Source organism: Acidovorax sp. BLS4, assembly GCF_032929295.1.
Classification (GTDB): Bacteria; Pseudomonadota; Gammaproteobacteria; order Burkholderiales; family Burkholderiaceae_C; genus Paracidovorax.
Map to the genome: position 1 here is coordinate 1,482,512 of NZ_CP136797.1, position 19,390 is coordinate 1,501,901.

The 19,390-nt window shown below is 63.8% G+C and carries 20 protein-coding genes and 2 tRNA genes; 18 read left to right on the plus strand and 4 right to left on the minus strand.

Features of this window, described 5'->3' with window-relative positions; all coding sequences use genetic code 11:
- Positions 1–58 precede the first annotated feature (58 nt).
- Positions 59–964 carry a 4,5-DOPA dioxygenase extradiol gene (gene ygiD, locus R1Z03_RS06800; RefSeq protein WP_317360273.1) on the plus strand — a complete coding sequence of 302 codons (906 nt, stop codon included), beginning with the start codon at positions 59–61 and terminating at the stop codon, positions 962–964.
- Between the two features lie 113 nt (positions 965–1,077).
- Here the strand turns inward: ygiD and R1Z03_RS06805 are convergent, their stop codons facing one another.
- A complete protein-coding gene (locus R1Z03_RS06805) occupies positions 1,078–2,274 on the minus strand; it encodes an amino acid aminotransferase (protein ID WP_317358017.1) in 1,197 nt (398 codons plus the stop codon).
- Positions 2,275–2,382: 108 nt separating this feature from the next.
- On the opposite strand from R1Z03_RS06805, the gene uvrB reads away from it, so the two are divergent.
- The 16 genes from uvrB to R1Z03_RS06885 all read left to right on the plus strand — a co-directional run bounded on the left by uvrB (position 2,383) and on the right by R1Z03_RS06885 (position 14,662).
- The gene (gene uvrB, locus R1Z03_RS06810; RefSeq protein ID WP_317358019.1) at positions 2,383–4,464 is read left to right on the plus strand and encodes an excinuclease ABC subunit UvrB; all 2,082 of its coding nucleotides are present in this window, start codon (positions 2,383–2,385) and stop codon (positions 4,462–4,464) included.
- A gap of 251 nt (positions 4,465–4,715) precedes the next feature.
- Positions 4,716–5,252 carry a Fe-S cluster assembly transcriptional regulator IscR gene (gene iscR / locus R1Z03_RS06815; RefSeq protein WP_092739258.1) on the plus strand — a complete coding sequence of 179 codons (537 nt, stop codon included), beginning with the start codon at positions 4,716–4,718 and terminating at the stop codon, positions 5,250–5,252.
- A gap of 87 nt (positions 5,253–5,339) precedes the next feature.
- The gene (locus R1Z03_RS06820) at positions 5,340–6,560 is read left to right on the plus strand and encodes an IscS subfamily cysteine desulfurase (RefSeq protein ID WP_284404008.1); all 1,221 of its coding nucleotides are present in this window, start codon (positions 5,340–5,342) and stop codon (positions 6,558–6,560) included.
- Between the two features lie 34 nt (positions 6,561–6,594).
- Positions 6,595–6,993, plus strand: a complete 399-nt coding sequence (gene iscU / locus R1Z03_RS06825; RefSeq protein WP_272553075.1) for a Fe-S cluster assembly scaffold IscU — start codon at positions 6,595–6,597, stop codon at positions 6,991–6,993.
- A gap of 15 nt (positions 6,994–7,008) precedes the next feature.
- Positions 7,009–7,332 (plus strand): iron-sulfur cluster assembly protein IscA, encoded by a 324-nt coding sequence (iscA, locus tag R1Z03_RS06830; protein WP_317358024.1) that lies wholly within the window; start codon positions 7,009–7,011, stop codon positions 7,330–7,332.
- A gap of 66 nt (positions 7,333–7,398) precedes the next feature.
- The gene (hscB, locus tag R1Z03_RS06835; protein WP_317358027.1) at positions 7,399–7,917 is read left to right on the plus strand and encodes a Fe-S protein assembly co-chaperone HscB; all 519 of its coding nucleotides are present in this window, start codon (positions 7,399–7,401) and stop codon (positions 7,915–7,917) included.
- Between the two features lie 77 nt (positions 7,918–7,994).
- On the plus strand, positions 7,995–9,866 hold the full coding sequence (gene hscA, locus R1Z03_RS06840; RefSeq protein WP_317358029.1) for a Fe-S protein assembly chaperone HscA: 1,872 nt from the start codon (positions 7,995–7,997) through the stop codon (positions 9,864–9,866).
- A 16-nt stretch (positions 9,867–9,882) separates the two neighbouring features.
- A complete protein-coding gene (fdx, locus tag R1Z03_RS06845) occupies positions 9,883–10,221 on the plus strand; it encodes an ISC system 2Fe-2S type ferredoxin (protein ID WP_272569129.1) in 339 nt (112 codons plus the stop codon).
- Positions 10,221–10,949: a DNA polymerase III subunit epsilon gene (gene dnaQ / locus R1Z03_RS06850; RefSeq protein ID WP_272569130.1), complete on the plus strand. Its 729-nt coding sequence runs from the start codon at positions 10,221–10,223 to the stop codon at positions 10,947–10,949. Before fdx ends, dnaQ begins: the two co-directional genes overlap by 1 nt.
- Positions 10,950–10,974: 25 nt before the next feature.
- Positions 10,975–11,049, plus strand: a tRNA-Val gene (locus tag R1Z03_RS06855).
- A gap of 42 nt (positions 11,050–11,091) precedes the next feature.
- Positions 11,092–11,166, plus strand: a tRNA-Val gene (locus R1Z03_RS06860).
- A 146-nt stretch (positions 11,167–11,312) separates the two neighbouring features.
- Positions 11,313–12,368 carry a histone deacetylase family protein gene (locus tag R1Z03_RS06865; RefSeq protein ID WP_284413252.1) on the plus strand — a complete coding sequence of 352 codons (1,056 nt, stop codon included), beginning with the start codon at positions 11,313–11,315 and terminating at the stop codon, positions 12,366–12,368.
- Positions 12,365–13,468 carry an NAD(P)/FAD-dependent oxidoreductase gene (locus R1Z03_RS06870; protein WP_317358034.1) on the plus strand — a complete coding sequence of 368 codons (1,104 nt, stop codon included), beginning with the start codon at positions 12,365–12,367 and terminating at the stop codon, positions 13,466–13,468. The genes R1Z03_RS06865 and R1Z03_RS06870 overlap by 4 nt, the downstream gene beginning before the upstream one ends.
- A 124-nt stretch (positions 13,469–13,592) precedes the next feature.
- Positions 13,593–13,901, plus strand: a complete 309-nt coding sequence (locus tag R1Z03_RS06875) for a YqjD family protein (protein ID WP_272553263.1) — start codon at positions 13,593–13,595, stop codon at positions 13,899–13,901.
- Between the two features lie 43 nt (positions 13,902–13,944).
- A complete protein-coding gene (locus tag R1Z03_RS06880; RefSeq protein ID WP_284404019.1) occupies positions 13,945–14,340 on the plus strand; it encodes a phage holin family protein in 396 nt (131 codons plus the stop codon).
- A gap of 37 nt (positions 14,341–14,377) precedes the next feature.
- Positions 14,378–14,662: a hypothetical protein gene (locus R1Z03_RS06885; RefSeq protein ID WP_317358037.1), complete on the plus strand. Its 285-nt coding sequence runs from the start codon at positions 14,378–14,380 to the stop codon at positions 14,660–14,662.
- 76 nt (positions 14,663–14,738) lie between these two features.
- Here R1Z03_RS06885 and R1Z03_RS06890 read toward each other — a convergent pair whose 3' ends face one another.
- Positions 14,739–15,809 (minus strand): quinone-dependent dihydroorotate dehydrogenase, encoded by a 1,071-nt coding sequence (locus R1Z03_RS06890; RefSeq protein WP_317358039.1) that lies wholly within the window; start codon positions 15,807–15,809, stop codon positions 14,739–14,741.
- Between the two features lie 36 nt (positions 15,810–15,845).
- Here R1Z03_RS06890 and rpiA point away from each other — a divergent pair, with 36 nt between their 5' ends.
- Complete coding sequence (gene rpiA / locus R1Z03_RS06895) at positions 15,846–16,535, plus strand: ribose-5-phosphate isomerase RpiA (RefSeq protein WP_317358042.1); 690 nt, start codon at positions 15,846–15,848, stop codon at positions 16,533–16,535.
- Positions 16,536–16,651: 116 nt separating this feature from the next.
- On the opposite strand, the gene R1Z03_RS06900 is transcribed toward rpiA, so the two are convergent.
- A complete protein-coding gene (locus R1Z03_RS06900) occupies positions 16,652–17,287 on the minus strand; it encodes a glutaredoxin domain-containing protein (protein ID WP_317358044.1) in 636 nt (211 codons plus the stop codon).
- A 42-nt stretch (positions 17,288–17,329) separates the two neighbouring features.
- Entirely contained in the window at positions 17,330–19,369 is a 2,040-nt protein-coding gene (locus R1Z03_RS06905) for a M3 family metallopeptidase (protein WP_317358046.1), read from the minus strand.
- Positions 19,370–19,390: the final 21 nt, after the last annotated feature.

Sequence of the window (19,390 nt, forward strand, 5' to 3'; positions counted from 1 at the left end):
CCCGCGGTTATACAAAATCCCATTCCATTGCCCCTTTCGCATGCAACGCAGAACGTCCGTGGCCGCCCTGGCCGGCTTTGCCACCCTTCCAGGAGCTTTCCTCATGTCGCCCTTGTCCAGCGCTGCCACGGCCAACGCCCTGGAGCGGCTCAAGCCCTCGCCGCGCATGCCGGTGCTGTTCGTGGGCCACGGCAGTCCGATGAACGCCATCGAGGACAACGCTTGGCGCCGGGCTTGGCAGAGCATGGGCACCGAGTTGCGGGCGCGCGGCACGCCACCGCAGTTGATCCTGTGTATCTCGGCGCACTGGCTCACCCGGGGCGGGTGGCAGCTGACGGGCATGGCCGCCCCGCGCACCATTCACGATTTCGGTGGGTTCCCACAGGCGCTGTTCGACCAGCAGTACCCCGCGCCGGGCGCACCGGTGGTCGCCGCGGGCCTGGCGGGCGAGTTGCGGTCGCCGGCCACGGGCCAGCCGCTGGGGGTGGATGCGGGCGAGTGGGGCCTGGACCATGGCACCTGGTCGGTGCTCAAGCCCATGTACCCGGCGGCGGACATCCCCGTGCTGCAGCTCAGCATGGACTACGGCGGCCCGCCGGCTGAGCACTATGCGCTGGGCCGGCAACTGCGCAGGCTGCGCGAGCGCGGCGTGCTCATCGTGGGCAGTGGCAACATCGTGCACAACCTGCGCGTCACCCGCCGGGGCACGGCGCCCACCGAGGCATACGACTGGGCGGTGGAGTTCGACATCGTGGTGCAGAACCAGATCAAGCAGGGCGAGCTGGATGCGCTGCAGCACTTTCAGCGGCTGGGCCCGGTCGCGCAGCAGGCCCACCCCAGCCACGAGCACTACCTGCCGCTCCTGTATGCCGCCGCCGCGGCTGATGCGCGCGAAATGCCGCGCTTCTTCAACACCGGCTACCAGTCGGCCTCGATCTCGATGCGGTCGGTGCTGTGGGGTTGATTGCTATATTATTTATAGCGATATGCCCTAGAAGATATTGCGCTGGAGGCCTGAAACACCCTTAATAAAAAACCGCCCGAAGGCGGTTTTTTATTGGCGGCCGGGGCAGGGGGTCATACCACCTTGGCGATCGACTGGCAGACGTAGTCGATGTTCTTGCTGTTGAGCGCGGCCACGCACATGCGGCCGGTGTCGGTGCCGTACACGCCGAACTCGCTGCGCAGGCGCACCATCTGGTCCTTGGACAGGCCGGAGTAGCTGAACATGCCGATCTGCTGCGTGATGAACGACATGTCCTGCTTCACGCCGGCCGCCTTCAGGCCGTCCACGAGCTTCTGGCGCATGGCCTTGATGCGCACGCGCATCTCGCCCAGTTCCTTTTCCCACAGCGCGCGCAGCTCGGGGTTGCCCAACACGGCCGCCACCACCGCGCCACCGTGGATGGGCGGGTTGGAGTAGTTGGTGCGGATGGCGATCTTGAGCTGGCTCAGCACGCGGCCGGCTTCTTCCTTGTCGGCGCACAGCACCGACAGGCCGCCCACGCGCTCGCCGTACAGGCTGAAGCTCTTGCTGAACGAGGTGGACACGAAGAAATTCAGGCCGGCGGCGACGAACTTGCCGATCACCGCGCCGTCTTCGGCGATGCCGTGGCCGAAGCCCTGGTAGGCCATGTCCAGGAAAGGCGTCAGGCCCTTGGCCTTGACCACCGCGATCACCTGGTCCCACTGCTCGGGCGTGATGTCGTAGCCGGTGGGGTTGTGGCAGCAGGCATGCAGCACGACGATGGTGCCGGCCGCGGCCGCGTTCAGGCTGGCGAGCATGCCGTCGAAGTTGACACCGCGCTTGGCCGCGTCGTAGTAGGCGTAGGTATCGACCGTGAAGTCGGCGTTGGTGAACAGCGCGCGGTGGTTTTCCCAGCTGGGGTCGGAAATCAGCACCTTCGCATCGGGGCTGACCTTCTTCAGGAAGTCGGCGCCGATCTTGAGGCCGCCCGTGCCGCCGATGGCCTGCACCGTGGCCACGCGGCCGGAGGTGACGGGCTCGCTGTCCGCGCCGAACACCAGGGCCTTGACCGCATTGTCATAGGCCACGATGCCGTCGATGGGCAGGTAGCCGCGGGCGGCGGGCTTTTCCATCATGGCCTTTTCGGCGGCCTGGACACATTGCAACAGGGGCAGCTTGCCGTTGTCGTCGAAATACACACCCACGCCCAGATTGACCTTGTGGGGGTTGGTGTCCGCGTTGTATTGCTCATTTAGACCCAGGATCGGGTCGCGGGGGGCCATTTCGACGGCGGTGAACAGAGACATTGAATAGTCCTTGGAGGTTGGAAAACTGACGTTGCGCCCCAAGCTGCGATAGGCTTTCGGGTCAACCGCCGATTTTAGCGGCCCATGCAAGCGAGTCGCCCCCACACCATGCACCCAGTCATCACCGAACCCGTGACCGGCCAGTTCGTCAGCTTCGCGGACTCGCCGTTCGAGTTGTACCAGCCGTATCCCCCCGCGGGCGACCAGCCCGAGGCCATCGAAAAGCTCGTGGAAGGGGTCAGGGACGGCGAGGTCTTCCAGACCCTGCTGGGGGTAACCGGCTCCGGCAAGACGTTCACCATGGCCAACGTGATCGCGCGGATGGGGCGTCCGGCCATCGTTTTCGCGCCCAACAAGACCCTGGCCGCCCAGCTCTACAGCGAGTTCCGCGAGTTCTTCCCGAAGAACGCCGTGGAGTATTTCGTGAGCTATTACGACTATTACCAGCCCGAAGCCTATGTGCCGCAGCGCGATCTCTTCATCGAGAAGGATTCCGCGATCAACGAGCACATTGAGCAGATGCGCCTGTCGTGCACCAAGAGCCTGATGGAGCGGCGCGATGTGGTGATCGTCGCCACCGTGTCGGCGATCTACGGCATCGGCGAGCCCGAAAGCTACCACCGCATGGTGATGACGCTGCGCGTAGGCGACAAGCTCAGCCAGCGCGACGTGATCGGGCAGCTCATCCGCATGCAGTACCAGCGCAACGAGCAGGACTTCAGCCGCGGCAAGTTCCGCGTGCGCGGCGACACCATCGACGTGTTTCCGGCCGAGCACTCCGAGCTGGCGATCCGCATCGAACTGTTCGACGACGAGATCGAAAGCCTGCAGTTGTTCGACCCACTCACCGGCCGCGTCAAGCAGAAGATCCCGCGCTTCACGGTGTACCCGAGCAGCCACTACGTGACCCCGCGCGACAAGGTGCTGACGGCGGTGGAGACCATCAAGCTCGAACTGGCCGAGCGCCTGGGGCAGTTCGTGTCCGAAGGCAAGCTGGTGGAAGCGCAGCGCCTGGAGCAGCGCACCCGGTTCGACCTGGAAATGCTCAGCGAAGTGGGGCACTGCAAGGGCATCGAGAACTACACCCGCCACCTGTCGGGCGCTGCGCCGGGCGATCCGCCCAGCACCCTCACGGACTACCTGCCCAGCGATGCGCTCATGTTCCTGGACGAGAGCCACCAGATGATCGGCCAGCTCAACGCCATGTACAGCGGAGACCGCTCGCGCAAGACCACGCTGGTCGAGTACGGCTTCCGGCTGCCGTCCGCACTGGACAACCGCCCGCTCAAGTTCGAGGAATTCGAGACGCGCATGCGCCAGGTGATCTTCGTGTCCGCCACGCCGGCCGATTACGAAAAGACCCATTCCGGCCAGGTGGTGGACCAGGTGGTACGCCCCACCGGGCTGATCGATCCCGAGGTCGAAGTGCGCCCCGCCACCCATCAGGTGGACGACGTGCTGCAGGAGATCCGCATCCGCGTGGACAAGGCCGAGCGCGTGCTCATCACGACGCTGACCAAGCGGATGGCCGAGCAGTTGACCGACTACCTGAGCGACAACGGCGTGAAGGTGCGCTACCTGCACTCGGACATCGACACGGTCGAGCGCGTGGAAATCATCCGCGACCTGCGGCTGGGCGCCTTCGACGTGCTGGTGGGGATCAACCTGCTGCGAGAGGGGCTCGACATTCCCGAGGTCTCGCTGGTGGCGATCCTCGACGCCGACAAGGAAGGCTTCCTGCGGGCCGAGCGCAGCCTGATCCAGACCATCGGCCGCGCCGCGCGCAATCTGAACGGCAAGGCCATCCTGTACGCCGATCGGGTGACCGAGTCCATGAAAAAAGCCATCGGCGAAACGGAACGCCGGCGCATCAAGCAGATCGCACACAACGAGGAAAAGGGAATCACGCCCCGCAGCATCGTCAAGCAGGTGAGAGACCTGATCGATGGGGTGTACAGCGAGAAGGCTGGCAAGGACGCCGAACGGCTGGAGCAGGAATCGATGCGCCGTGCCCAGGTGGAAGACATGTCCGAAAAGGATGTGGCCCGGGAAATCAAGCGGCTGGAAAAGCTCATGCTGGAGCATGCCCGCAACCTGGAGTTCGAACGGGCCGCCCGTGTGCGGGACCAGTTGGGCCAATTGAAATCGCAGGCGTTCGGGGCCTCCGGGGGCGACCAAGTGGCGCTGTAACGGCCAAGTTGGCGACGGTTGGGGAGGAAAGGTGACTGATGGGTTTTGTTACCCGACAAAAACAATAGGGATTTGTGCTATACTTGGGTGAAACACTCAACAAAACAGCCCAACGATGAAGGGCTCCCAAAGTCTCTTCGCTTTCATGCGAGAGGTGCACGGAGTTAGGGGCGGAGACGGTGCCTCAGGCGGCAATCATGTTGCCTCGGGGCGTTTCTATAACGGACAAGCCTGACGACAAGGAGCTTGCGATGCGTCTCACTACCAAAGGCCGTTTTGCGGTCACTGCCATGATCGATCTGGCCCTGCGCCAGAACAATGGCCCCGTCACTTTGGCGGCAATCAGCCAGCGGCAACAAATTTCGCTCTCCTACCTGGAGCAGCTTTTCGGCAAGTTGCGCCGGCATGAATTGGTCGAATCCACCCGTGGCCCCGGCGGCGGCTACACGCTGGCCCGCAAGGCGGCGGACATCACCGTGGCGGACATCATCGTCTCGGTGGACGAGCCCATTGATGCCACCCAGTGCGGCGGCAAGGAAAATTGCCTGGGTGAAGCCGGCCGTTGCATGACGCATGAACTGTGGGCGTCGCTCAACCAGCGCATGGTCGAGTTTCTGGACTCTGTCACGCTTCAGAAGCTGGTGGACGACCAATTGGCCAAGGGCGTTCAGATCGAAGACAAGCCCGTCGTGCGCCGTGCCATCTCGACCACGCCGGTCGTGAAGCCGATTCGCGTCAATGCGCCCAACTCGGTTTTCGCGTTGGGCAACGTGTTCGCCAAGTCGTGAGTGGATGCCCGGCTTTGGCCGGGCAGTCGCATACGCCGGATTTTGACTTCTGACTCTCGCCAGCCAGACCCCCTTACTGAGCCAGCCATGGACATGACCCCCCACTTTCCCATCTATCTCGACTACGGTGCCACCACGCCAGTGGACCCGAGGGTCGTGGATGCCATGATTCCATGGTTGCGCGAGCATTTCGGCAACCCGGCTTCACGGAGCCACGCCTGGGGTTGGGAGGCGGAAGAGGCCGTTGAAAAAGCCCGTGTGGAAGTTGCTCGCCTGATCAATGCAGACCCGCGTGAGATCGTCTGGACGAGCGGCGCCACCGAGTCCAACAACCTGGCCATCAAGGGTGCAGGGCAGTTCTACAAAGGCAAGGGCAAACACCTGATCACGGTGAAGACCGAGCACAAGGCCGTGCTGGACACCATGCGCGAGATGGAGCGCCAAGGCTTCGAAGTCACCTACCTGGACGTGCAGGAAAACGGCCTGCTCGATTTCGAGGTGCTCAAAGCGGCCATTCGCCCAGACACCATCCTGTTGAGCGTCATGTTCGTGAACAACGAAATCGGGGTGATCCAGGACCTGCCGGCGATCGGTGCCCTGTGCCGTGAAAAGGGCATCATCTTCCACGTGGATGCTGCGCAAGCCACGGGCAAGGTGGACATCGATCTTTCGACGCTGCCTGTCGATCTGATGAGCCTGGCCTCCCACAAGACATATGGCCCCAAGGGCATTGGCGCGCTGTATGTGCGGCGCAAGCCCCGCGTGCGGCTGGAAGCGCAGATGCATGGCGGTGGGCATGAGCGCGGGATGCGTTCCGGCACATTGCCGACCCATCAGATCGTGGGCATGGGAGAGGCTTTCCGCATCGCCCGCGAAGAGATGGCGCAGGATCTGGCAAAAGCCAAGGCACTGCAAAAGCGCCTGCTCGATGGTTTGCACGACATCGAGCAGGTGTTCGTGAACGGCGACATGGAGCGCCGTGTGCCGCACAACCTGAACATCAGCTTCAACTACGTCGAAGGCGAGTCGCTGATCATGGGCATCAAGGGCCTGGCGGTGTCGTCGGGCTCTGCCTGCACTTCCGCCAGCCTGGAACCCAGCTACGTACTGCGCGCTCTGGGCCGCAGCGACGAGCTGGCACACAGCAGCCTGCGCATGACGATCGGCCGCTTCACCACAGAAGAAGAGATCGACTACGCGGTATCCACCATCCGACACAACGTGGCCAAGCTGCGCGAGTTGAGCCCTTTGTGGGAAATGTACAAGGACGGCGTTGACATCAGCGCCATCCAGTGGGCCGCCCATTGATGGCGTCGGTCAGCAGATTCAAGAGGTAAACATCATGGCTTATTCAGACAAAGTGATCGACCATTACGAGAACCCCCGCAATGTGGGCTCGTTCGACAAGGGCGACGATTCGGTGGGTACCGGCATGGTGGGCGCACCGGCGTGCGGCGACGTGATGAAGCTGCAGATCAAGGTCAACCCCGAAACCGGTGTGATCGAAGATGCCCGCTTCAAGACGTATGGCTGCGGTTCGGCGATTGCATCGTCGTCCCTGGTCACGGAATGGGTGAAAGGCAAGACGCTGGATGAGGCGGCTGCCCTCAAGAATGCGGAAATTGCGCAAGAACTGGCCTTGCCTCCGGTCAAGATCCATTGCTCCATCCTGGCGGAAGACGCGATCAAGGCGGCCGTGCAAGACTACAAGGCCAAGCACACCGCTATGGCCGCTGCCTGAACGGGGCGAGGTGACATGGCGATCACATTGACCGAAGCTGCGGCCCGACATGTGAGCCGCTATCTCTCCCGTCGCGGCAAGGGCGTCGGGGTTCGGCTGGGCGTGAAGACGACGGGCTGCTCCGGCTTGGCTTACAAGCTGGAATATGTGGACGAACAGGGCCCGGAAGACATGGTGTTCGAAGACCATGGCGTGAAGGTGCTCATCGATCCCAAGAGCCTGGCCTACATCGATGGCACCCAGTTGGATTTCGTGCGCGAGGGGTTGAACGAAGGCTTCAGATTCAACAATCCCAACGAGCGCGACCGGTGTGGCTGCGGAGAGAGCTTCCGGGTTTGACCTTTCCATCCACGCTGGTTGCAGTGAACCGCCAACGCGTTCCGTGCTGGCGGTTTTTTTCTTGACATGAACCTTCAATCCGACGACTTCGAACTCTTCGGCGTGCCACGCCAATTCGCGCAGGATCGCCCGGCCCTGGATGCCCGTTGGAAAGAGTTGCAGCGCGAAGCCCATCCTGATCGATTTGCCATGCATGGCCCCTCGGCGCAACGCCTGGCAATGCAATGGTCGGTGCGCATCAACGAGGCATACCAACGCATCAAGGACCCCCTCAAGCGCGCGGCCTATTTGTGCGAACTGGGCGGCGCGTCGATCCGGGCCGAAGACAACACGGCCATGCCCACTGATTTTCTGATGCAGCAGATGGAATGGCGCGAGGCGCTCGACGACGCAGTGGATCCTTCTTCGTTCGATGCGCTGGAGCAAGCCGTTCGAGACGCGCGCGCTACGGCCCTGCAGCGGTGCGAGCAGCTTTTGGATGGGCAGCGCGACTACGCTGCCGCCGCGAACGAAGTCAGAGCCCTCATGTTCATTGCGCGATTTGCCGACGATATCGACCGCCGCAGAGACGCACTGGGACAATAGCGCCTGCCTTTATTGATTGATCGATCGAATGGATGCGGCAGCCAGTGCATGCCGCCTCCCACCTAGAAAAAGACCCCATGGCGCTTTTGCAGATTTCAGAACCCGGCCAATCCCCCGATCCGCACCAGCGGCGCATTGCCGTGGGCATCGATTTGGGCACCACCCATTCCCTGGTGGCGGCTGTGCGCAACGGCGTGGCCGAGTGCCTCCCCGACAACCAGGGTCGTGTGTTGCTGCCGTCTGTCGTTCGCTACTTGGCAGAAGGCCGTCGCCAGATCGGCTACGAAGCGGTGGCAGCCCAGGCGCAGGACGCGGGCAATACCATTGCCTCAGCCAAGCGGTTCATGGGGCGCAGCCTGCAGGATATTGCCCATCCCGAAAAGCTCCCCTACGACTTTGTCGAAGCGCAGGATGAAGGCGGCGGTGGCATGGTCTCTCTGAAAACCGTGGACGGCGCCAAGTCGGCGGTGGAGGTCAGCGCGGAGATCCTGGCGACATTGCGCTTCCGTGCCGAAGATAGCTTTGACGACGAGATTTTCGGTGCGGTCATCACCGTCCCGGCTTATTTCGATGATGCGCAGCGCCAAGCCACCAAGGACGCAGCGCGTTTGGCGGGCTTGAATCTGCTGCGGCTCATCAACGAGCCGACTGCCGCCGCCATTGCCTACGGCCTCGACAATGCCAGCGAAGGCGTCTATGCGGTGTATGACCTCGGTGGGGGTACGTTCGATGTGTCGATCCTGCGGCTGACCCAAGGGGTGTTCGAAGTGATCGCCACGGGAGGCGACTCGGCTCTGGGTGGCGACGACTACGACGCGGCGCTGGCCGACTGGGTGCTTCAGCAGCAGGGCCTGGTGGCTGCCACCGCCCGAGACAAGGCCGCCGTTCGGCTGGCCGCCCGCGCATGCAAGGAGGCGCTCAGCGCTGCCGAGACTGCAGCCTTCGTTGCCGAGGTGTCCGGCGCGAGCATTGACGTCGCCGTGCACCGGGCCGATCTGGAAGCGGCCACGGCGCCACTCACCCAGCGTTCAATTGCGGCGGCGCGCCGCACCCTTCGCGATGCGCAGCTGTCTCCCGAAGAGGTGCAAGGCGTGGTCATGGTGGGTGGCTCCACGCGCATGCCGCAAGTGCAGCGCGCAGTGCAAGCGTTCTTCGGAACGGAACCACTGAACAACCTGAATCCGGACGAGGTCGTCGCACTGGGTGCCGCCCTTCAGGCCAACCAGTTGGCGGGCAACAATCCATCGGGCGACATGCTGCTGCTGGACGTGATTCCTTTGTCGCTCGGCATCGAAACCATGGGCGGACTGGTCGAGCGCATCGTGTCTCGCAACGAAACCATTCCCACCGCCAAGGCGCAGGACTTCACCACGTACAAGGACGGCCAGACCGCCCTGGCCATTCATGTGGTGCAAGGCGAACGCGATTTGGTGGCGGATTGCCGGAGCTTGGCGCGGTTCGAGCTGCGCGGCATTCCACCGATGGCCGCAGGCGCGGCCAGGATCCGGGTCACGTTCACCGTCGATGCCGATGGCCTGCTCAACGTGAGCGCGAAAGAGCAGGGCAGTGGCATCGAAGCGCGCGTCGACGTCAAGCCTTCCTACGGCCTGTCGGACGACCACATTGCACGCATGCTGCAAGAAGGCTTTGCAACGGCCGCGCAGGACATGCGGGCGCGGTCGCTGGTCGAGGCGCGGGTGGATGCCGATCGCATGTTGATGGCCACCCGCAGTGCGCTGGATGCCGATGCCGATCTGCTCGAAACCGACGAACGCGAAACCATTGAAGCACTGATGCTGGCCTTGCAGCAGGCGCGTGAACTGGACGACGCGGCAGCGATCGAGGCGGCGACCCAGGCCCTGGCCCACGGGACCGAGGCATTCGCGGCGCACCGCATGAATCGCGGAATCCAGCAGGCCCTTGGCGGCAAGAACGTGCAAACCCTTTAAACGACGATCCAGCCCCATGCCCGTCATCAAAATACTGCCCCATCCAGAGTACTGCCCTGCGGGCGCCGACATCACGGCGCCTTCCGGTACCTCGATCTGCGAAGCCTTGCTCGACAACGGCATCAAGATCGAGCATGCCTGCGACATGAGTTGTGCCTGCACGACCTGCCATGTGATCGTGCGTGCCGGAGGAGCGTCCCTCAATGAGGCCGAAGAGGAAGAAGAGGACCTGCTCGACCGCGCCTGGGGCCTGGAGCCACAGTCGCGTCTGAGTTGCCAGGCGATTCTTGCCCAGAGCGACGTGACGGTGGAGATCCCCAAGTACACCATCAACCACGCCAAGGAGAACCACTGATGTCGCGTCAGATCGTTCTGGACACGGAAACCACTGGTCTGTCGGCCGAAGGCGGCGACCGCATCATCGAACTGGGATGCGTGGAGTTGCTGAACCGCAAGCTCACCGGCAACAACCTGCACCTGTATTTCAATCCAGGGCGCGACAGCCATGAAGACGCGCTCAAGGTGCACGGCATCAGCAACGAATTCCTGCGGGACAAGCCGAAGTTTGCGGAGATGGCCGACGACATCCTGCAGTACCTGCAGGGTGCGGAAATCATCATCCACAACGCAGCCTTCGACGTGGGCTTCCTCAACAAGGAACTGGAACTGACGGGCCGCCCGGGCTTCAAGACGTACGTCGAGAGCGTGACCGACACGCTGGTGATGGCCAAGGAGATGTTTCCTGGCAAGCGCAATTCGCTGGATGCCCTGTGCGACCGGCTGGGCGTCGACAATTCCGGCCGCACGCTGCACGGCGCGCTGCTGGATGCGGAACTGCTGGCTGATGTCTACATCAACCTGACGCGCGGGCAGGACCCGTTGCTGATCTCTGACGAAGAGAGCGACACCAAATCCGGCATTCGTGTGGCGCCGATCGATCTGAGCGCGCTGGTCTTGCAGGTGCTCACCGCCAGCGAACAGGAACTGTCGTTGCACGAGGAGACGCTGGCCCATATCGACAAAGCCAGTGGTGGAAAAACAATTTGGCGAATTGAGTCTTCGGTCGAAAAAGCTGTGCAATAATCATGGGCTTGTCGCAAGACAACACGGGTGATTAGCTCAGCGGTAGAGCACTGCCTTCACACGGCAGGGGTCACATGTTCGATCCATGTATCACCCACCAGTGTTTTTTTGAACCAGAAGTGCGTCGCATGGCTGATTCAATGGGTGATTAGCTCAGCGGTAGAGCACTGCCTTCACACGGCAGGGGTCACATGTTCGATCCATGTATCACCCACCACATCAACCCCTGCAGGCTTTGTCTGCAGGGGTTTTTTGTTGCCTGCTTCGCGATGGATGGGGCCTCGCCGGATGCCCGCCGCCAACGCGTTCGGCGCGCTGCGTTCGGCCACAATCGATGGTTTCGATTCCCGAGGCCGCCAGACGATGCTCACCTTTCACAATCCCCTGCACAACGCCCATGCCCCGGTGCATGAGTTCTTTCGCGGCGAACGGGTGCCGTGCTTCGAGAAGCCGGCGCGCCAGGATTATGTGGAGCAACGTTTGAAAGAGTGCGGCCACGCGCTCTTGGCACCCAATGTCGACAGCGCTGCCGTGTTGAAGCAAATTCATGCGGAGCGGTATCTGTCGTTCCTGCAGACCGCGTGGCAGCAGTGGCTGGCGCAAGACCCGGCGAATGCCGCTGTGCAGCCGTTTCCCTCCGTGTGGCCGGTTCGCACCTTGCGGTCGGACATCGAACCCGCGAATTTCACGGCGCGCTATGGTCTGTATTCCATGGACAACGGAACTCCGCTGGCCGAAGGCACCTGGGCCGCGGCCAAGGCGGGCGCGGACGCGGCTGCCAGTGCCGCGTCCGCGGTGGCCAGCGGTGCCGCGGGTGCATCGTTTTGCGTGACGCGGCCGCCCGGCCACCATGCGGGGCCGGACTTCATGGGAGGCTACTGTTTCCTCAACAATGCGGCCGTCGCAGCCCAGACGCTGCGCAACTCCGGCATGCCTCGCGTGGCGGTGCTGGATGTGGACTACCACCACGGCAATGGCACCCAAAGCATTTTTTACGAGCGTTCGGATGTGCTGTTCATCAGCATCCATGGCGACCCAATGACTGAATACCCTTTTTATCTGGGCCATGCGGACGAGACCGGCCACGGCGCCGGAGCAGGCTTCAACCTGAATCTTCCGCTGCCCGCCGGCACCGGGTTCGACGCATGGTTTGCCGCATTGGAAAAGGCCTGCGTGGCCATCCTGGCTTACGGGCCGCAGGCGGTGGTGGTCTCCCTGGGCTTGGATACGTTCGAGGGGGATCCCATCTCCCGCTTCTCCTTGGCATCCCGGGACTTTTCTCGGATCGGGCAGCGCCTGGCACAACTGAACCTGCCGACCGTGTTCGTGCTGGAAGGCGGCTATGCCGCCGCAGAGCTGGGTCTCAACGCAGTGAACGTGATCGATGGGTTCGAAGCGCAAGGCAGGCAGTCATCATGACCGAGTCGGTGGATTGCGTTGTCGTTGGCGCGGGGGTGGTGGGCCTGGCCGTTGCGCGCGCCCTGGCCCTGCGGGGCCGCGAGGTGCTGGTGCTCGAAGCCGCCAATGCGATTGGCACGGGAACCAGCTCCCGCAACAGCGAAGTGGTGCATGCGGGGATCTATTACCCCCCAGGATCGCTCAAGGCCCGGCTGTGCGTGCAGGGCCGCGACATGCTCTACGCGTATTGCGAGGCAAGGGGCATCGCGCACCGGCGCTGCGGCAAGCTGATCGTTGCCACGTCGGACGAGCAGCGGGCATCGCTGGAAAGCATCCAGCAAAAGGCGCATGCCAATGGCGTCACCGACCTGCAATGGCTGACGCGGGAGCAGGCCCGGGCGTTGGAGCCCGCGCTGGAATGCGTGGCCGCATTGCTGTCGCCCAGCACCGGCATCGTGGACAGCCATGCCTTCATGCTCTCGCTCCAAGGCGATCTGGAGAACCAGGGTGGCATCGTGGCACTGAATTCGCCTCTGGCGCATGCAGTACTAGGGGGTGATGCTATCGTTTTGGAAGCGAGCGACGGTACGCGCTTGGGTGCCCGCACGCTGGTGAATGCCGCAGGCCTGCAGGCGCCCGATCTGGCCAAGCGGTTCCATGGGCTCGATCCGCGCCATGTGCCAACGGCCCGGTACGCAAAGGGCAGTTACTTCACGCTGACGGGCGCATCGCCGTTTTCCCGCTTGATCTACCCCGTTCCCGAAGCGGCTGGCCTGGGCGTGCACCTGACACTGGACATGGGACGCCAAGCCAAGTTCGGTCCCGACGTGGAGTGGGTGGGCTCGGCTGACGACCTGTCGGTCGATCCTGCGCGCGGCGAGGCGTTCTATGCGGAGGTTCGCCGGTACTGGCCCGGCCTGCGGGATGGCGCTCTGGTGCCTGGCTATGCAGGCATTCGGCCCAAGATCCACGGGCCGGGCGAGCCCGCAGCGGACTTTTGCATCCAAGGCCCTGAAACGCATGGCATGGGTGGGCTCATCCAGCTGTTCGGCATCGAGTCGCCAGGCCTTACCAGTGCGCTGGCGTTGGGCGAGCATGTCGCAGATCAAGTCTCCCGCTGACTTTCTCATCCAAGCGGCCATGGCCTACGGCCGTATGTAAAGCGTGTGACTAAGATGGGGCATCCGCCTACAGCCCGGCTGTATGGGGCGGATTACCTTTATTCCATGCTATGAAAGGCTCTTCATGACTTCTGCATCCAACACGCTTTCTTCCGCGCAAAACGAACTGGAAAAGCTGGTTTCTGACTTGCGTGGCCTTTTGTCCAGCAAGGACCTGGACAGCGTTCCGGAAATCAAGCAACTGCGCCAGCGCCTGGACGATGGCATCCACTCGGTGCGTGACTCCGCTGTGCGCGCTGCCCAGGATGCCGCCTACCAAGCCAAGGAAGCCGCCCGCGCCGCTGACCAATACGCCCATGACGAACCTTGGCGTGTGGCCACCGCTGCCCTGGCAGCAGGTGCCTTGGTCGGCTTCTTGCTGGCTCGCCGCTGATCCCCGTTAAAAACAATGACCTGATGGCTCAAGAGAGGCTCGCATGAATTGGTTGGCACTTCTGGGATTGGACGGTTGGGTTGCGCGATGGCGCGCTGCCGTCATCGAAGGGGCCATTGCTGCGGAAGACCGGCTGGATCTGGTGAGGCTCGAATGGGCCGAGCAGAAGCGGCGCTTGGGCTTGATGGTCATGCTGGTGGTTGCCGTGGGCGGTCTCACGGTCGTCACCCTGGTGCTCGCGTCACTCGCCGTGCTGGTGCAATTTTGGGATTCACCCCAGCGCACGATGGTGGGCTGGCTGGTGGCGGGCACCTGGCTGGTGCTGTGGGCCGGTGCCTTGATCGGATTGATCTCGGTGGCCAAGCAGGCGGGCAACGCTTTCGTGCTGACGCGGCAAGAACTGGCTCAGGATTGGCGTGATATCAAGGAAAGGCTCTGAACCCATGACTTCCACATCGCAAGATGGATCCGCTTCCTTGAGCGATCGCCAGCAAAAGGTTTTAGAGCGCATCGCCATGCAACGTCAGCGCGTGCGCGCACGGCGCGCCGCTCGATCGCAGGCCATGCAGGTGCAGGCCGCACAAGACCAACGGCAAGCTGCTGACTCAGACACTTCGATGACCATCCGGCTACTCGCCTTCGCGCGATCGCATCCGGCCGCTGTTGCCGTGGTGGCCGGACTGGCGGTGGTGGCGGGGCCAGCCCGGCTGATTCGGTGGGCGGGTCTGGCCATGCCGCTGATCATGCAGATGCGGCGTTGAGGCCGCGCCTCGCACGCGTCGTAAGCCTTGCGTGGAACATTCGAAAGGACCCTGTTGGGTCCTTTTTGCATTGGCTTCAGCGCATGGCCTTGATCGCCCGGGCTGCCTGCGGAACCAGCGAAGGGCCTTGGTAGATGAGGCCGGTGTAGATCTGCACCACATCGGCGCCCGCCTTGATCTTGCTCACCGCGTCGTCCGCACTCAGAATGCCGCCCACGCCAATGATCGGAAATTGCGGCCCCAGTGCCTGCCGCAATTGGCGGATCACCCGATTGCTGGCTTCCAGCACCGGCGCGCCGCTGAGCCCGCCAGTTTCCTCGGCATGCTGCATTCCTTTGACGGCATCGCGGGCGATCGTGGTGTTGGTGGCCACGACGCCATCCATCCCGTGGCGCTGCAGTGTGGCCGCAATCAGCTCAACCTGGGCCGCGTCCAGATCGGGGGCGATCTTGACGAACACTGGTACGCGGCGCGGAGCGCCCTGTGCGTTGGCATGGCGCTGGGCAAGGGCTTCTCGCCGCTCGGCGATGGCGCCCAGCAGTGCATCCAAGGCCTCATCGCTCTGCAAGGCGCGAAGGTTTTGTGTGTTCGGTGAACTGATGTTCACCGTGACGTAGTCCGCATGGGGATAAACGCCGTCCAGGCAGGCCAGGTAGTCCGCAGTGGCGTTCTCGATCGGCGTGGTGGCGTTCTTCCCGATGTTCAATCCCAGCAACATGGGGTGTTTGCGCGCCTGGGTGCGAAAGCGCGCCTGCTGCACATTGTGCAGGAAAGCGTCCAGCCCTTCGTTGTTGAACCCCAAGCGGTTGATGAGCGCGTTGGCCTGCGGCAGCCGGAACATGCGTGGCTTGGGGTTGCCCGGCTGGCCCTTGGGCGTGACGGTGCCGACCTCGACGAAACCGAAGCCCATGGCACCCAGTGCGTCGATGCAGCGGGCGTTCTTGTCGAGGCCCGCGGCCAACCCGACCCGGTTGGGAAAGGTCACGCCTGCCAGCGTCACGGGGTCGTCCACGGTGTCGTTGCACCAGGCCCATTGCAAGGGCGTGCGTTGGCCGCGCGACAGCATGTCCATGGTCATGTCGTGGGCGGCTTCGGCATCCATGCCGAAAAGAAGAGGACGGGCGAGGGCGTAGGGGATCAAGGACATGGGGATAATTCGGTGAACTACTCCCGATTTTCCCCCATGACGACACCCTCACCCCTCACCCAAGAAGAACTCAAGGCGCTGGTCGGCCAGGCGGCCCTGCAATACGTCGTGCCTGGCGAGATCGTCGGCGTCGGCACCGGCTCCACGGTGAACCATTTCATCACCGCGCTGGCCACCATCAAAGACCGTATCCGGGGCGCCGTGTCCAGTTCCGAGGCCAGCACCCAGCGGCTGAAGGCCTTGGGGATCCCCGTGTTCGATGCGAACGAAGTCGAGTCCCTGGCGGTCTACATCGACGGCGCCGACGAGATCGACGGCCAGGGCCACATGGTCAAGGGCGGCGGCGCTGCGCTCACGCGCGAAAAGATCGTGGCGGCGCTGGCCCGGCAGTTCGTGTGCATTGCCGACGAGTCGAAGCGGGTGGATGCACTGGGCCAGTTTCCGCTGCCCGTGGAAGTGATTCCCATGGCGGCACAGCAGATTGCCCGCCGCTTCGCGGCCCTGGGCGGCCAAGCCACGCTGCGCCAGAAAGACGGCGCGCCTTTGGTGACGGACAACCAGCAGCACATTCTGGATGTGCGTGGTTTGCGCATCACCGATCCACTGGCTTTCGAGTCGGAGGTGAACCAGTGGCCGGGCGTTGTGACCGTGGGCGTGTTCGCGCACCAGAAAGCCCATGTGTGCCTGCTGGGCACGGCGCAGGGCGTGCGCACCGTTCAATACTGAACACCCTCAGGGCCGGGCCGCCGCCGGCCTGATGGCCCAGTACCGAATGGCACTGCAGACCGTTTTGCAATCTGCGGGAGTGACGCCGCGCCCGGCCTGTAGTGCCGGATATTGCGTCAGAACGTGATGCCTGCCGGGTTGCTTGGCGTTCTGCCACCATTGCCGCTCGGTGCGGCGGGGCGTGGTGCTTCGGCCGGCGCGGCAGGTGCCGCCGCCGCTGCGGGGGTTGCCGGCTTGGCGGCGACCATCGGTGCCGCAGGGGCGCGGCGATAGTTCGGAGGCAGCTGCGATTGCTTGGGGTAGCCTGCCGCGTCCAGGTACTGCACCCACTCGCTGTCCGAAAAGCCGACGAGCTGTTGCGAGCCGATGGTGCCGAACGGCAGGTTGGTCGAGCCGCTGAGGCGCTTGAGCGCATCGGCATCTTCTTCGGTGTTCACCGTGCGTTCGGTGAATGGTACGCCGCGGTTCACCAGCAGGTTGCGCGCGCTCACGCAAGGCGCGCAGTCATTGCCGGTATAGAGCGTGACCGGAAAACGGGTGGTGACCTGCTGCAGTTCATAAGGCAGGGCCGGGCCGCTGGCACGGCCGCCGCCGACCTGGGCCGGTGGCGTCTTGGCATCGGGCGCGCGGTCCGAGAAGGTCACCTTGCCATCGGGGCCGACGATGCGGTACACCTGCTGTGCCTGGGCGGGCAGGGCGGTCACGGCCAGGAAGGTCGAAGCCAGCGCGAGGGCAAAGAGCGGTTGCTTCATGTCGTAGGACTCCAAAGGGAACAGTCTCGGGTATCGATGGGCTCAGGCGTTGCCGGCCATGCCCTGGTGGCGCAGCAGCGCATCCAGGCTGGGCGCGCGGCCGCGGAACGCCTTGAACGACTCCATGGCCGGGCGGCTGCCGCCCGCTTCCAGAATGGCCTGGCGGTAGCGGCGCCCGGTCTCGGCGCTGGGCAGGCCGTCCGCGCCGGCCGTCTCCTCGAACGCGGCGTAAGCGTCCGCGCTGAGCACTTCGGCCCATTTGTAGCTGTAGTAGCCTGCGGCATACCCGCCTGCGAAGATGTGGCTGAAGGTGTGGGCGGTGCGGCTGAAGGCCGGCGGCGTCAGCACCGACACCTCGCTGCGGACCTGGGCCAGAAGGGGCATGAAGTCCTGCGACGGGTCGTGCGAGGTGTGCAGCAGCATGTCGAACAGTGCGAATTCGATCTGCCGCAGCGTGCCCATGCCGCTCTGGAAATTCTTCGCCGCGATCATCTTGTCGAACAGCGCGCGCGGCAGCGGCTCGCCAGTTTCCACATGGGCGGTCATGTGCTTGAGCACGTCCCACTCCCAGCAGAAGTTTTCCATGAACTGGCTGGGCAACTCGACCGCATCCCATTCGACGCCGCTGATGCCCGAGACATCGCGCTCGTTGATCTGGGTGAGCATGTGGTGCAGGCCGTGGCCGAACTCGTGGAACAGCGTGATGACGTCGTCGTGCGTCAGCAGCGGCGGCGCGCCGTTCACGCCTTCAGCGAAGTTGCACACCAGGTGCGCCACGGGGGTTTGCAGCTTGCCCGTGTCGGGGCGCAGCCAGCGGGTGCGCACATCGTCCATCCAGGCGCCGCCGCGTTTGCCGTTGCGCGCCGGCTGGTCCAGGTAGAACTGGCCCACGAGCTCCGTGCCGCGCTCGATGCGGTAGAACTCCACGGCCGGGTTCCAGACGGGCGCGCTGTCGCGGCGAATGGCCACTTCGAACAGCGTCTCAACGATCTTGAACAGGCCGGCCAAGGCCTTGGGCGCGGTGAAATACTGTTTGACCTCCTGCTCGCTGAAGGCGTAGCGCGCTTCCTTGAGCTTCTCGGAGATGTAGGGCCAGTCCCAGGCCTGCGGATCGGCAATGCCGAGATCCTTCGCGGCGAACTCGCGCATGTCGGCGACGTCTTTTTCGGCGTAGGGCCGGGCACGGCGGGCCAGGTCACGCAGGAAATCGATCACCTCCTGGGGCGAGTCGGCCATCTTGGCGACGACCGACACCTCGCCGAAATTGGCGTAGCCCAGCAACTGGGCCTCTTCCTTGCGCAGGGCAAGGATCTCGCGGATGAGGGCGCTGTTGTCGAAGCGTTTGGCATCGCCTTCGGCCTGGTCCGAGGCGCGGGTGACATAGGCGCGGTACAGCGTTTCGCGCAAGGCGCTGCTGCGGGCGAACTGCATCACCGGCAGGTAGCAAGGCATCTTGAGGGTGAGCTTGTAGCCGGCCTTGCCCTCGGCTTGCGCGGCGGCCAGTGCGGCCTGCTTTACGTCGTCTGGCAGCCCGTCGAGCTCGTCTTCCCGGGCGTAGTAGGCGAAGGCGTCGGTGGCGTCGAGCGCGTTTTCGCTGAACTTCTGGCTGAGTTCCGCCTGGCGTTCCTGGATTTGCGCGAATCGTTCGCGCGCCGGGCCCTGCAGCTCGGCGCCCGACAGCACGAAGTTGCGCACGGCGTTGCGCAAGGCCTGGCGCTGCTCGGTGTTCAGCGTCTGCGGATCGATGGCTTTGTACTTGGCGTACAGGCGCTCATCGGCGCCCAGGCGGGTCCAGAACTCGGTGACGCGGGGCAGGGCCTCGTTGTAGGCCGCGCGCAGTTCGGGGGTGTCGGCCACGCTGTTGAGGTGGCTCACCGCGCCCCAGGAGCGCCCCAGCGCTTCGGTCGCGACATCCAGCACCTGGGCAATCGATTCCCATCGCGCCGGAAAGTCGGGCGCCGTGACGGTTTCCAGTGCCGCGCTCGCACGTTGCAGCAGCACATCGACCGCCGGAGCCACGTCGCTGGGCTGGATGCGGTCGAACAGGGGGAGGTCGGAGGGGGCGAGGAGGGGATTGCTCATGCGCGGATAGATGGCGTTGGA

What these genes read in the sequence shown, in the direction of transcription:
- R1Z03_RS06875 (WP_272553263.1), top strand. Translation starts at nt 13,593, where the DNA reads ATGACTTCTGCATCCAACACGCTTTCTTCCGCGCAAAACGAACTGGAA.
- iscU (WP_272553075.1), top strand. Translation starts at nt 6,595, where the DNA reads ATGGCTTATTCAGACAAAGTGATCGACCATTACGAGAACCCCCGCAAT.
- hscB (WP_317358027.1), top strand. Translation starts at nt 7,399, where the DNA reads ATGAACCTTCAATCCGACGACTTCGAACTCTTCGGCGTGCCACGCCAA.
- R1Z03_RS06865 (WP_284413252.1), top strand. Translation starts at nt 11,313, where the DNA reads ATGCTCACCTTTCACAATCCCCTGCACAACGCCCATGCCCCGGTGCAT.
- R1Z03_RS06900 (WP_317358044.1), bottom strand. Translation starts at nt 17,287, where the DNA reads ATGAAGCAACCGCTCTTTGCCCTCGCGCTGGCTTCGACCTTCCTGGCC.
- R1Z03_RS06880 (WP_284404019.1), top strand. Translation starts at nt 13,945, where the DNA reads ATGAATTGGTTGGCACTTCTGGGATTGGACGGTTGGGTTGCGCGATGG.
- hscA (WP_317358029.1), top strand. Translation starts at nt 7,995, where the DNA reads ATGGCGCTTTTGCAGATTTCAGAACCCGGCCAATCCCCCGATCCGCAC.
- fdx (WP_272569129.1), top strand. Translation starts at nt 9,883, where the DNA reads ATGCCCGTCATCAAAATACTGCCCCATCCAGAGTACTGCCCTGCGGGC.
- R1Z03_RS06905 (WP_317358046.1), bottom strand. Translation starts at nt 19,369, where the DNA reads ATGAGCAATCCCCTCCTCGCCCCCTCCGACCTCCCCCTGTTCGACCGC.
- iscA (WP_317358024.1), top strand. Translation starts at nt 7,009, where the DNA reads ATGGCGATCACATTGACCGAAGCTGCGGCCCGACATGTGAGCCGCTAT.
- R1Z03_RS06890 (WP_317358039.1), bottom strand. Translation starts at nt 15,809, where the DNA reads ATGTCCTTGATCCCCTACGCCCTCGCCCGTCCTCTTCTTTTCGGCATG.
- iscR (WP_092739258.1), top strand. Translation starts at nt 4,716, where the DNA reads ATGCGTCTCACTACCAAAGGCCGTTTTGCGGTCACTGCCATGATCGAT.
- R1Z03_RS06805 (WP_317358017.1), bottom strand. Translation starts at nt 2,274, where the DNA reads ATGTCTCTGTTCACCGCCGTCGAAATGGCCCCCCGCGACCCGATCCTG.
- R1Z03_RS06820 (WP_284404008.1), top strand. Translation starts at nt 5,340, where the DNA reads ATGGACATGACCCCCCACTTTCCCATCTATCTCGACTACGGTGCCACC.
- dnaQ (WP_272569130.1), top strand. Translation starts at nt 10,221, where the DNA reads ATGTCGCGTCAGATCGTTCTGGACACGGAAACCACTGGTCTGTCGGCC.
- uvrB (WP_317358019.1), top strand. Translation starts at nt 2,383, where the DNA reads ATGCACCCAGTCATCACCGAACCCGTGACCGGCCAGTTCGTCAGCTTC.
- R1Z03_RS06870 (WP_317358034.1), top strand. Translation starts at nt 12,365, where the DNA reads ATGACCGAGTCGGTGGATTGCGTTGTCGTTGGCGCGGGGGTGGTGGGC.
- rpiA (WP_317358042.1), top strand. Translation starts at nt 15,846, where the DNA reads ATGACGACACCCTCACCCCTCACCCAAGAAGAACTCAAGGCGCTGGTC.